The organism is Arthrobacter sp. 35W (assembly GCF_000482545.1).
GTDB lineage: Bacteria > Actinomycetota > Actinomycetes > Actinomycetales > Micrococcaceae > Specibacter.
Genome location: NZ_KI519454.1, coordinates 660,579 through 672,483, shown reverse-complemented (window position 1 = coordinate 672,483; position 11,905 = coordinate 660,579). Strand labels below are relative to the sequence as shown.

Genomic DNA, 11,905 nt, shown 5'->3' with positions numbered 1-11,905 from the left:
TTGTAGAGAAGGAGCACGCGCATCGATTCCCCCGACCCCTACACACCCGGCCACGGCAACCCCGGCTACACGGTCACGCACTACGACCTTGAGCTGGAATGCCGTCTGGCGAGCAACAGGCTCTCCGGACGTGCGCGGTTGTCGGTGCGGACGACGACGGCGCTCCCCGTCCTGACGCTGGATCTGGCCGGGCTGCGCGCCACGAAGATCGCCGTCGACGGCGCCAAGGTGGCCAAGTTCGCCCAGCGCGGCACCAAGCTCGTCATCACCCCCAAGGCGGCACTCGCCGCGGACACCCCCGTCGTGCTGGACATCCGCTACGAGGGCAACCCCTCTCCCCTGGCCAGCGCCTGGGGCGAGGTCGGCTGGGAGGAGCTCGACGACGGCGTGCTCGTCGCCGGCCAGCCGACGGGCGCCCCGTCCTGGTTCCCCTGCAACGACCACCCCTCGCACAAGTCCAGCTACCGGATCAGCATCAGCACCGATGCCGGCTACCGGGCGGTCTGCAACGGCAGCCTGGTGGGCCACACCACCAAGTCCAGCCGTGAAACCTGGGTGTACGAGCAGGCGGAGCCGATGGCCAGCTATCTGGCCACCGTGCAGATCGGCCGCTACGAACTCGCGGAGCTGGCCGGAGGAGCGCATGCGCACTCGGGCGCCGGGTCCACCCCCGGTTCCCTGGGCGTGCCCATCCACGCCGCCGTCCCCGTGGTGCTGCTCGTCGACGCCGCGACGGCTTTGGCACACCAGCGGGCCATGATGGACACCTTTGTGCAGTGCTTTGGCCCCTACCCCTTCCGCGGCTACACCGTCGTCGTCACGGAGGACGAGCTGGAGATCCCGCTGGAGGCGCAGACCGTCTCCATCTTTGGCCGCAACCACCTCTCCACCTCATGGGAGGCCCAGCGGCTGATCGCCCACGAGCTCTCGCACCAATGGTTTGGCAACTCGCTGACCGCCGGCTCTTGGCGGGACATCTGGCTCCATGAGGGCTTTGCCTGCTACGCCGAGTGGCTGTGGTCCGAGGAATGCGGGGCCGGCAGCACCGACAGCCGCGCCCGCGCCGCGCACCTGATGCTGGACACCCTCCCGAAGGATCTGGTCATCGGAGACCCGGGCCCGGAGCTGATGTTCGACGACCGCGTCTACAAACGCGGCGCCCTGGCCCTGCATGCCCTGCGGTGTGTTGTGGGCGATGGGCTCTTCTTCACGGTGCTCCGCTCCTGGTCCGCCGAGCACCGCCACGGCACCGTGGACACGCCCGCCTTTGCTGCGCTGGCTTCGCGTGTTTGTGCGTCGGTGGATGGGTTCGACGCCGAGGCGTTGCTGAAGCCGTGGTTGTACGGGACAGCGCTGCCGTCCTTCCCTGGCAGCTAGGGTTGGACGCCGTGATTGAGATTGCTGTTGATTCCCCGGCCGCCGACGACGTTCGCCGGCTTCTGGACGAGCACCTGGCCGACATGTTTGCCACCTCGCCGGCCGACAGTGTGCACGCGCTGGACCATTCCGCCCTGGCTGCACCCGATGTCGGGTTTTGGACGGCCCGCGAGGCCGGGCAGCTGCTGGGGTGCGGCGCCCTGAAGTCGCTGGGGTCCCGGGCCGGTGAAATCAAATCCATGCGGACAACGCCCGCTGCGCGCGGGCGGGGTGTGGCAGCGCAATTGCTGGGGCACATCGTCGACGAGGCCCGGCGCCGCGGCTACGAGAGCCTGTTCTTGGAGACGGGAACTGAGGAGTTCTTCGCACCGGCCCGGCGGCTGTACGAGCGGCACGGCTTCACCGCATGTCCGCCCTTTGGCGGCTACAGCATGGATCCGCACAGCGTCTTCATGACACTGGACCTTTCGGGCGGCTGAGACGGCGTCGTTCTTCGTCGCACCGCAGAACAGGGGCCAGCCAGACGTTTCACCGCCCGGCTGGCCCCTGTCCTTCAATGGTTGCTACGGCGCTGAGTCCACAACAGAGGTTTCGATGGCCGTCCAGCCGGTCGCTGTTCCGGCAGGGAAGGTCGTTCCGGCGGTCAACGTCACTACCCGTTCGCCAATGAACATCCCCGTCTCGGAATCGATGATGATGTCCATCCGAGTCTGACGTTTTGGATGCTCAATGCCTATCGCTATGCCTACCCGGCCATCAAGGTTCGCCTGCCTATCGACGACCGTGACTCCGCGAATGAGCGCGGCCGCTTTGTACAGTGCGGCGCGAAGGTCTGCCGGGACAACTCCGGTCCTCAGGACGGACGCGATGGATTCCAGCGTTTCCGCTTCAGGTCTGCCCGGCTTGCCTCGCTGGCGGATTTCGTCGAGGAGTGCTTGGGGATCGCGGGGCAGGGTCTTCAGTCCTTCGGCAAGTGGCAAGCCTGCCAGGAGCAGCCGCTGGCTGCTGTAGAAGTTTCCACCTTGTGCCCGCAGCAGCTCTCCCGTCCTGATGGGGTCGTTTGCCTGGGACTGTTGATATTTGGCCGCCTCGGCCCTGGCGTCTTCGCTAAAGAACGTCGCCGGGATGCGGGCTTCGCGGTTCCAGATCCATTCCGCAGACTGATCGGCGGGAACGTAGAGCTGATCGGTGGACCGGTCCAGCCACTCCACCGTACGTCGGTCCGTTCCAGGGTTGTCCAATACGACGGCCGAGGCGTAGACGGCAGTGGTAGCGATCTTCAGGTACTGGCCCGGCCCAACCACCGGATCGCTGGTCTCGATCGTGGCTGCCGCGGCGTTGTCGAGCGCCTGGGCGGCTTCCGCCGTCGCGCCCGGCGGCTTCCCACCGATCGAGACGACGTCGGCCACCACGATGGCGCCGACCAGCACAGCGGCAGCGCCGGCCACCAAAAATCCGCGACGCACCATAGTGCCCCGAGGCTTCCTTCCAAAGGTCAGGGCCGCCGTGGTCTCCTCGCCGATCCGGGCCATCAGCCTCTGCCGGCCCCGGGCCAGACTGTCGTCGGATGCGGCGTCGACATCGCTACGGGTTCTGCGGAGCAGCTGCAAATCGTCCATGATCCATCTCCATTTCATCCACGGGGCCCAGGCCCAATTCGTTCTTGAGCGCCTTGCGGGCGCGGTTCATGCGTGAACGCACGGTGCCCAGCGGCACACCCATGGCCTGGGCGATGCCCTCATAGGTGAGGTCGGCCCAGGCGTAGAGCAGGAGGGTTTCCCGATCGATGGCCGCCATGCTTTTCAGCTTCTTGGCGATCCTGCCGACCGCCGCCTGGGCGTCCACCTGCTCGGCGACCCGCCACAGGTCCTCGGCAGCCTCGTCACGGGGCGCCTTGGCCAGAACGCGCAGGATCTTGGCCTCGGCGCGGTGGTGGCGGCGCAGCAGATTGGTGGCAATACCGAAGAGCCAGGGTCTCGCGTCGTCAATGGCGTCGTCGAAGGTGTTCCGCCGCTCGAAGGCGACCAAGAATGTCTCGGACATGACGTCGTCGGCCGCAAAATCGCCGGCCCGTCTGGCCGCGTATCGGTGGATGGCTGAGGCGTGTCTGTCGTACAGCTCCCCAAAGACAAAGGGGCGCTCCAGAGACCGCCTGATGATGTCGCTGTCTGTGTTCACACTATGTATTGCCCGCAGCCCGGAAAAGGGTTCACGGAGCTGTCCCCTCAGCTCGGCGTTGAATCGTGTCCCTCGAAGCCTAGCCACCGCAGGGGCGTCCGCAGGCATTGGCCTTGCCCCGGTGGCGCCGGCGGTCGACACTGCTGGTAGGAGGAGATATGGCTAAGACGTTTGATGGCGAACGGCGGGCAGCCGACGTCGTCATCGTGCCGAATGTGACCGGGTTGTCTTTTCTGGCGGCACGGGACGTTGCGTCTTCTGCGGGCCTGTCCTTGGCAAACCCTGACCCAGATGGCCCACCGATTGGCGCCTTAGTCTGGCCCAACAACCCGATGATCCTCCGCCAGGATCCTGCCCCGGGGACAGTCGCCCGCCGGTGGGACTCGCTCAGGGTCTGGCTGCGGTCGGATCTCGAGCCAGACATGGCCCGTCCCCTGGATGATTCGCCGCCGTCCGCCGACAGCGCCCACGCCATTCCGGAGGAACCGTACTAGGTGCGTCGTGGAAGCAATATACGGCTATCTGGAGTCTTTTTCCTTCCGCACATTCCGTCTCATGAGGTCCAGAAAGAAATCGCATGCCGCAGCTTCGGACTGGAATTCTTCTATGGGAGACCGCGTGCCCCGCTCAGTGTAAAAAACCAAGAAACGATGGCCCTGCTGTTCGATATTGAACGAGTCATTCCGATCGCTGCCATGCATGGCATAAGAATCGGCTGGGAAACCTTCAGATTCAAGGATGAGTTCAAGCTGTCGTCTGTCCACGCCGCCAGTATGCCACCCAAGAGCAGCAGTCTCAGGAGATCTTCGTGACGATGGACGATTTCGCTGCATTGGATGGGCCGGACAAAGGGCCCATCCAATGCAGCGGTAGTTGGCGGATTATCGCCGCAGCGCCTCCATCTGAGGGTCCAGACAGACCAAGCCGTGCTCCCGGGCCAGCTGGGCGGCAAATTCCGAAGCTTCCTCTGCCTGGTCATAGACCATTCCGAAGTAGATGACCGGTCCGGCGGCGTTTCCTATCAATGGGCCATCGGACCACGGCGAGTCATTCTCGGCCCCGAAATCCAAATCGGGCCAGCGTGCCAAGAGAGCGTCGACATAGGCGCGGATCCGCGGAGACGGTTCGGGCGCCGGTTCGCTGTCGAGAATGGCCATGTTTTCGTCGAACGCGACGGCCAGCTCTTCGTCGGTGGACGGCAGCTCGCCCTCCCACACTGCAAGGTCATAACTCATAGCGGCACTCCTTCTCAGCTAGTGGTGGTGGAAACAACACATGATGCGAGCTTCCACGAGGCCGCCCCATTGCTTCCCGGGGGGCCTCGGCCACCATCCTAGGTTGGAGCGCCGACATTGGCGCGAAATAGGGTTCACGGGGCTGTCCCCTCAGCTCGGCGTGGAATGGTGTCCCTCGAAGCCTAGCCACCGAAAGAACCTGTGTGTGACCACCGGTAACCCGTCTCCAAGGATCGAGAGGATAAATCGCAGTAGCGGTTGATCCATGGCGTTGCGGGCATCCGGTAGCGTGCGTAGCAGCCAGCCGCACCTCGGCAGGCCCGCCGAGCGAAATTCCACGGCGGGATCCGACTGAAGACGCCACAAACGAGGGGACTCGAATCATGAAGCTCCGACCAAACTTGCGCGCCGCCGCGGCGGGCGTCGGCGTGCTTTCGGCAGTGACTGCGGCTGCACTATTTACGTTGACTGGTCTTGTTGGTCTCCCGCTCGACCCGGGACCCCTGTTGCTGGCCTTGCTGGCAGCCCTCGCGCTGGCTGCACTGGCAGTCTTCCTCGGAGCCAGAAGTGGCTCTTTCGCTCTTGCTTGGTTCGTCGCCGGGGCAGCGGTGCTGTGGCTGCTGAGCGGCGTCGGTGTCTGGCAGTTGCTTCGAGCCCAAGCGGAACTTGTCAGTGCGGGCAAGTCGCCGGCAATTGCCGATGCTGTTTTGTGGCCGCTCTTGGTTGTCTCGGCTGCAGCGTTCATCGGCATGTCTATTGCGGCAGGCAAGCTCATCGCCCAGCCCGGAACACGTACCCGGGCGTAGGCCGCAGGACCTACGCCTTTGAGCCATCCACAGGGCTAGGTCCGGGCTGCGCGTGAAGCGTGCCGGCCCCGCCCGCCGGCGGCAGCACGACGTCGTCCCTCCGTTTCCGGCGCGGCACCATGAGCCGCCCCTGCCCGACCAGGATGCCGAGAATGACGACGCTTCCGCCCAGAACCTGGTTCCAATGGACCGTCTCGCCCAGGAAGATGACTCCCAGCAGGACTCCACTGACCGGGGTGAGGTAGGTGACGGTGGAGGCAATGGTGGCACCCCAGGCATTGAGGACATTGTTGTACCAAATGTAGGCAATGCCGGTTCCGATGCCGCCGAGGATGACCATGCTGCCCACGATCTCCCAGGTCAGGGTGATCGGGGCGGTGGCGATGAACGGCGTCAACACCAGCATGATGACGGCCCCGGTGCCAATCTGCGCGGCAGACACCGTGACGGCGTCGTAGCCGCTGCCGCGGAGGAAGCGGCGGGTGTAGACGAACCCCAGCCCGTAGCAGGTGGTGGCCCCGAGGCAGGCCAGCTGTGCCCAAAAGAACATGGGATTGGACGTGTCGGCCACTGCCGTCCACGGCGCGGCCACCAGAACGACGCCGGCAGCGGCGACAAAGATGCCCGCCGCCTTCGTTTTGGTCAGCCGTTCTTCGGGCAGCAGCGCCAGGGCAACGACCATGGTGGCGATGGGTGTCGTGGCGTTGAAGATGCTGGACAACCCTGCCGGCAGGTACTGGGCGGCCCAGGAAAAGAGCAGGAAGGGGATCACACAGACGATGGCGCCGATGGCCGTGAGGTGGGCCCACATCCGCAGGCCGCGCGGCCAACGGCGGCGGCTGACCAGCATGACGGCGGCAAGCACCACCGCCCCGAAGAAGAGGCGCCCGAGCACCACCTGCGCGGGCGAAATCCCACCGACGGCGACCTTGATGAACAGGAAGCTCGCTCCCCAAACCACTGCCGCAGCCAGATACTGGCCGCCGAGGGTCATGCTTCGTTTGCCTGCCATTGCGTTCCCACCCATTAGTCCATGCTCCTTCATTTCTCCCCCAGTCTGGGCTACGGTTGACGCATGAATCAAACAAATCGAGCACATGAGTTCATGCAAGGAATCGATTCATGAGTGTCACCCTGCGTCAGCTTGAAGTTCTTGTTGGCGTGGTCGAGCAGGGCGGCTTTGGTGCGGCAGCGGACCACCTGCAGATGAGCCAGTCCGCCGTCTCACATGCGCTGGCCTCGTTGGAACAGGTTACGGGTGCCCCACTGGTGCAGCGCGCCCCTGTCATTGCGCCCACTCCCCTGGGCGACACCGTCCTCACCCACGCCCGCAGTGTCCTGGCCAGCGTCCGCTCGTTGGAGGCCGCCGTGGACCAGCACCACGACCGCGCCGCCACTGGGACCGTCCGCTTGGGGGCCGGTGTGACGGTGTCCCACCGGCTGGTCCCCGATCTGCTCCGCCGCTGGCGGGCGGAACTGCCGGGGCTGGACATTCGCCTCTTTGAGGGCGGCGACGACGAACTGGAGGTCTGGCTCGCCACCGGCGCCATCGATGCGGCGGTGCTGGTAGCCGACGTGCCCGTTCAGGCGGGGGCGGCCGTCCTTGCGCATGACGACTTCCGGGCCGTGCTGCGGGCCGACCATCCCCTGGCTGGCGTCGATCGAATCAGCCTCCACGATCTCCTTGAGGACCCACTATTGGCCTCGACCGCAGGCTGCGAGCCCCAGATCAGGGCCATCCACGACATGGCCGACGCGCCCTACGCCCCGGCACAACGTGTGCACGAGACCAGCACGCTGCTCGGCATGGTCGAAGCCGGTCTGGGTGTGGCGATCATGCCCTCACTGGCACAGACGATGCTCAATGAGGATCTGGTCATGGTGCAACTGGATCCGTGCCTGAAACGGACGTTGGTCCTGACAGGCCCGTCGGCACGGCCGTGGCATCCGGGCGTCGCACGCATGTGCCACATCGCCGAACACTCAGGGGCAGAGGGCTAGGCTGCGTTTACGCGCGGCCGTGTCAACTGTCGACGACGGCCAACAGCCGTCCGGGTTCCCTCAGCTGCCGCTTCCTTCGCCCATCCACACTGCCGACGCTGCGGCGAATCCGGCGGGCAGTCCCAGCGCAACAGTGTCCAGCACCTGAACCTGCAGGCCGGGCATGCCTGCGGCATCCATGCTGGCCGGATCCAGCCGCAGTCCGCGTCCCAGTGCCTTCGCCATGGCTTCCTTAGCTGCCCAGGCCGTTGCCCGGGCCAGGGGACGCTCGGCGGCGGGCAGCCGCAGCACCGCTGCCCGCTCACCCGGGGTGAGGGCGACGTCGTCGAACCCGTCAAAGCCCACGGCGGCAACCTTCTGCAGATCGACGCCCACCTCCACGCCGCGCTCCAATGTGCCGCCCAGCAGAGCCCAGCCGCCACTGCGCGAGAGGCTCAGCCGCAGCCCGGTCGGTGCACCGCGGTGCCAATAGCCGGGGCGGCCATGGTCCACAGAGTCTCCCCCACCGCAATCGGGGCAGCCGTAGACGGCCCGCAGCTGCGCAGGGTCGACGCCCAACAGCTCGGCGGCGAAGAGCCGCTGGGCGATCCGCCCGGCCACAAAGCGGGCGCGCAGTGCGGGCGTGGCAAAGGTGGCTGCGCGGCGACGTTCGGAAGCGCCCAGCAGCCGCCCGTCGTTGACCGCGGCAATGGCCGACAGCTCAACGACGGCCAGCCGCAGCTGTGGAATCTCGGTTCCCAGGGTTCTTCACCTCGTGTTCATGGTGCGGCGGGGCGTGGTTCATGCGCGGGGCCTAGGGTCGGCGCATGAGTGAACTGACGCTTGCGCCGCTCGATTTCAGCGTACTGGACAATGATGACGACGATCCGGTGCTGCTGCGCCCCGATGGCACCCCCGTGGACACCTGGCGCGAGGGCTACCCCTATGCCGAACGGCTGGACCGGGACAGCTACGAACTCCAGAAGCGGCTGCTGCAGATCGAGCTCCTCAAGCTGCAGGTGTGGATCAAGGAATCCGGGCGGCGGCTGGTGGTGCTGTTCGAGGGCCGGGACGCTGCTGGCAAGGGCGGCACCATCAAGCGCTTCACCGAGCACCTGAATCCGCGCGGCGCCCGGGTGGTCGCGCTGGAGAAGCCGAGCGAGCGCGAACGCACCCAGTGGTACTTCCAACGCTACGTGAAGCATCTGCCGGCGGCCGGGGAGATCGTCCTCTTCGACAGGTCCTGGTACAACCGTGCCGGCGTCGAACGGGTGATGGGCTTCTGCACGGACGCCCAGTACGAGGAGTTCCTCGCCCAGGCCCCGGCCTTCGAATCCATGCTGGTGAACGACGGCATGGATGTGGTGAAGTTCTGGTTCTCCGTCTCACAGAATGAGCAGCGCACCCGCTTCACCATCCGCCAGGTGGACCCGGTGCGGGCGTGGAAGCTCTCGCCCATGGATCTGGCCTCGCTGGATAAGTGGGAGGCCTACACGGCGGCGAAGGAGGCGATGCTGCGCCGCACGGATACGGAGCAGGCACCCTGGACCGTGGTCAAGAGCAACGACAAGAAGCGGGCGCGTCTGGCGGCCATGCGCCATGTCCTGAGCCGATTCGACTACACCGGCAAGGACGAGGAGCTCGTGGGGCAGCCCGACGCGCTCATTTCCGGTCCGGCGTCGCGCATCTTCGAAGACGGCGAACACCAGCTTTAAGCAACTGTGCGACAGTAAACGTCCCTCTGAAGCTCCAGAGGGACGTTTACTGTCGCACAGATTCAGCGCTTAGCGCTGGACGGCGCCAAAGCGCTCGGCGGCGACGGCGACGGCGGCCGCGCGGGCCTCCGACGCCTCATCGGCGGTCAGCGTGCGGTCCGTGGCCCGGAAGCGCATGCCGAAGGCCAGCGACTTGCTGCCCTCGGGAATGCCGGTGCCCTGGTACACATCGAAGAGGGCAACCTCTTCGAGCAGCTCGCCGGCCCCCTCGCGCAGGGCCTCCAGCACGGACTCTGCGGCAACCTCGGCCGGCACCACGAGGGCAACGTCCTGGGTGGCGATGGGGAACGTGGAGAGGTGCTTGGCCACGATCACATCGGCCGATGCCTCGAACAGCACATCCGCATCGATTTCCAGCGCCACGGAGCGTGCAGGCATGTCCAGCTCGGCCAGCAGCTTCGGGTGCAGCTCGCCGGCGTAGCCCACCAGCTCGCCGGAGCGCAGCGTGATCTGTGCAGCGCGTCCCGGGTGGAAGGCCTGGTGGGCGCCCTGGGACACCACCAGCTCCACGCCAACGACGTCGCCCATCAGGCGCACGGTGTCCAGCGCATCGGCCCAATCCCACGAACGCGGCGTGTGGCCGGCAGCGGCCGGGGATTCCTTGCCCGTGAAGACGGCACCGATGTGCAGTGGCTGGTGCGGGATGCCGTTGTCCAGGCCGTCCAGCACCTCCTCTGCGGGCTTGATGCCCAGCGGCGGAATGCTCTCGCTGCCCATCGGCCCCTCGGGAAGAAACACGAGACCGGCCTCGAACAGGGCCAGGTCGCGGAAGCCGCGCGAGTGGTTGCGCTTGGCCACCTCGATCAGGCCGGGCAGCACGGTGGTGCGGAGCCAGCCGTTCTCCTCGCTGATCGGGTTGGCCAGTTTGACGGCCTCGCGGACGGCGCCTGCCTCGGCCACGCCGAAGGTGTCGTTGGACGCCTTCGGAATGAACGGGTACGCCATGACCTCGGTCAGACCGGCGTCGGCCAGGGACTGCAGCACGCGGCGGCGCTGCTGCTGCACACGGCTGAGGCCGCGCCCGGGCGGGGCCACCGGCAGGGTCGCGGGGATCTTGTCGTAGCCCACCAGGCGCGCGATTTCCTCGGTGAGGTCCTCGGGCGTCTCCAGGTCGTTGCGCCAGCTCGGCGCGGTGACAAGGTAGCCGGCGTCGGTCTTCTCCACTGCACCACCGATGTCCGTCAGGGCAAAGGTGATCTGCTCATCGGTGAAGTCGATGCCGATCCGGGCGGCGGCGAAGCCGGCCGGCAGGTCGATCACGACGGCGGCGGGCTCGGTGCCGACGTCGGTGGAGGTGGTGTCGGCGGTGCCGCCGGCCAGCTCAACCAGCAGGTCCACCACGCGCTGGGCGGCCTCGTCGGCCACCTGCCAGTCCACGCCGCGCTCAAAGCGCTTGGAGGCTTCGGAGGGCAGCTTGTGGCGGCGGCGCGAGCGGGCGATGCTGACCTCGTCGAAGTGCGCGGCCTCAACCAGCACGTTGACGGTGGAGTCGGAGACCTCGGTGGAGGCGCCGCCCATGACGCCGGCAATGCCGATCCCGCCGTTGCCATCGGTGATCAGCAGATCCTCGACGTCCAGGGTGCGGACCTTGCCGTCCAGGGTTTCCATGGTCTCGCCCGGCTTGGCGCGGCGCACCACGATGTCCCCGGACAGCTTGTCCAGGTCGTAGCAGTGGTTCGGCTGCCCCAGCTCAAGCATCACGTAGTTGGAGATGTCCACGGCCAGGGAGATGGAGCGGATCCCGGCCAGGCGCAGGCGCGAGGACATCCACGTCGGGGTGGGTGCGGCGGGGTTGATGCCGCGCACCGTGCGGGCAACAAACCTGTCGCAGCCGGCCTTGCCGTAGATCGGGGCCTCATCGGCCAGGCACACCGGGTAGCCGGCGCCCGTGGAGGGGGCGACGACGACGGCGTCGGCCGGGTCGGTGAAGGGGGTTCCGGTGGCGTGGGCGTACTCGCGGGCGATGCCGCGGATGGAGAAGCAGTAGCTGCGGTCCGGGGTGACGTTGACCTCTGCGGCTTCGTCGTAGAGGCCCAGCAGGTCCAGCGCGTCGGTGCCCAGTTCCGGGTCCAGGCCCAGGGTGCTGAGCACGAGGATGCCGTCGTGGTCCTCGCCGATGCCCAGCTCGCGGACCGAGGCGATCATGCCCGCGGACACGTGGCCGTAGGTCTTGCGCGGGGAGATGTGAAAGTCCCCGGGCAGCACTGCGCCGGGCAGCGTGACCACCACCTTGTCACCAACCACAAAGTTGTGCGCACCGCAGACGATGCCCTGCACGCCGGAGGGATCGATGCCCTCGTTGGTGAGCGTCTGCTCGGCGCCCTCGGGCACCACGCGGACCTCGCACCAGTTGATGGTCTTGCCGTTGCTCTGCGGCTCCTTCACCAGCGACAGCACCTGGCCCACCACGATGGGGCCCTTCAGCGCGTCGGTGGGACGGTGGACGTCTTCTTCTTCCAGACCAATCGTGACCAGTTCGGCCATGACGTCTTCGGCGGTTGCTTCCGCCGGCACCTGCGCATACTCGCGCAGCCAAGACAGGGGAATACGCATC

13 protein-coding genes are annotated in these 11,905 nt (G+C 66.5%); 6 read left to right on the top strand and 7 right to left on the bottom strand.

The features are described 5' to 3' along the window. Positions 1 to 21: 21 nt before the first annotated feature. Complete coding sequence (locus K254_RS0102900; RefSeq protein WP_026554119.1) at positions 22 to 1,377, top strand: M1 family metallopeptidase; 1,356 nt, start codon at positions 22 to 24, stop codon at positions 1,375 to 1,377. Between the two features lie 11 nt (positions 1,378 to 1,388). Next, the gene (locus tag K254_RS0102895; protein WP_026554118.1) at positions 1,389 to 1,856 is read left to right on the top strand and encodes a GNAT family N-acetyltransferase; all 468 of its coding nucleotides are present in this window, start codon (positions 1,389 to 1,391) and stop codon (positions 1,854 to 1,856) included. An 84-nt stretch (positions 1,857 to 1,940) separates the two neighbouring features. Here the strand turns inward: K254_RS0102895 and K254_RS24685 are convergent, their stop codons facing one another. Next, positions 1,941 to 2,996: a CU044_5270 family protein gene (locus K254_RS24685; RefSeq protein ID WP_026554117.1), complete on the bottom strand. Its 1,056-nt coding sequence runs from the start codon at positions 2,994 to 2,996 to the stop codon at positions 1,941 to 1,943. Further along, entirely contained in the window at positions 2,962 to 3,555 is a 594-nt protein-coding gene (locus K254_RS21425) for an RNA polymerase sigma factor (RefSeq protein ID WP_231391726.1), read from the bottom strand. The genes K254_RS24685 and K254_RS21425 overlap by 35 nt, the downstream gene beginning before the upstream one ends. A gap of 158 nt (positions 3,556 to 3,713) precedes the next feature. Here K254_RS21425 and K254_RS26380 point away from each other — a divergent pair, with 158 nt between their 5' ends. Next, complete coding sequence (locus K254_RS26380) at positions 3,714 to 4,049, top strand: PASTA domain-containing protein (RefSeq protein ID WP_051388727.1); 336 nt, start codon at positions 3,714 to 3,716, stop codon at positions 4,047 to 4,049. Positions 4,050 to 4,073: 24 nt separating this feature from the next. On the opposite strand, the gene K254_RS25580 is transcribed toward K254_RS26380, so the two are convergent. Continuing rightward, positions 4,074 to 4,319 carry a hypothetical protein gene (locus K254_RS25580; protein ID WP_155848435.1) on the bottom strand — a complete coding sequence of 82 codons (246 nt, stop codon included), beginning with the start codon at positions 4,317 to 4,319 and terminating at the stop codon, positions 4,074 to 4,076. Between the two features lie 117 nt (positions 4,320 to 4,436). Continuing rightward, complete coding sequence (locus tag K254_RS0102870; RefSeq protein WP_026554116.1) at positions 4,437 to 4,790, bottom strand: hypothetical protein; 354 nt, start codon at positions 4,788 to 4,790, stop codon at positions 4,437 to 4,439. 383 nt (positions 4,791 to 5,173) lie between these two features. Between K254_RS0102870 and K254_RS0102865 the strand changes: the two genes are divergently transcribed. Beyond that, positions 5,174 to 5,596: a hypothetical protein gene (locus tag K254_RS0102865; RefSeq protein ID WP_155848434.1), complete on the top strand. Its 423-nt coding sequence runs from the start codon at positions 5,174 to 5,176 to the stop codon at positions 5,594 to 5,596. 10 nt (positions 5,597 to 5,606) lie between these two features. Here the strand turns inward: K254_RS0102865 and K254_RS21415 are convergent, their stop codons facing one another. Continuing rightward, entirely contained in the window at positions 5,607 to 6,608 is a 1,002-nt protein-coding gene (locus tag K254_RS21415; RefSeq protein WP_231391725.1) for a DMT family transporter, read from the bottom strand. A gap of 110 nt (positions 6,609 to 6,718) precedes the next feature. On the opposite strand from K254_RS21415, the gene K254_RS0102855 reads away from it, so the two are divergent. Continuing rightward, positions 6,719 to 7,597 (top strand): LysR family transcriptional regulator, encoded by an 879-nt coding sequence (locus K254_RS0102855; RefSeq protein ID WP_026554114.1) that lies wholly within the window; start codon positions 6,719 to 6,721, stop codon positions 7,595 to 7,597. 60 nt (positions 7,598 to 7,657) lie between these two features. Here K254_RS0102855 and K254_RS21410 read toward each other — a convergent pair whose 3' ends face one another. Then, complete coding sequence (locus K254_RS21410; protein WP_051388725.1) at positions 7,658 to 8,197, bottom strand: 4'-phosphopantetheinyl transferase family protein; 540 nt, start codon at positions 8,195 to 8,197, stop codon at positions 7,658 to 7,660. A 206-nt stretch (positions 8,198 to 8,403) separates the two neighbouring features. On the opposite strand from K254_RS21410, the gene ppk2 reads away from it, so the two are divergent. After that, positions 8,404 to 9,291 (top strand): polyphosphate kinase 2, encoded by an 888-nt coding sequence (gene ppk2 / locus K254_RS0102845; protein ID WP_051388723.1) that lies wholly within the window; start codon positions 8,404 to 8,406, stop codon positions 9,289 to 9,291. A gap of 69 nt (positions 9,292 to 9,360) precedes the next feature. Here ppk2 and pheT read toward each other — a convergent pair whose 3' ends face one another. Then, on the bottom strand, positions 9,361 to 11,904 hold the full coding sequence (gene pheT, locus K254_RS0102840) for a phenylalanine--tRNA ligase subunit beta (protein ID WP_026554112.1): 2,544 nt from the start codon (positions 11,902 to 11,904) through the stop codon (positions 9,361 to 9,363). Position 11,905: the final 1 nt, after the last annotated feature.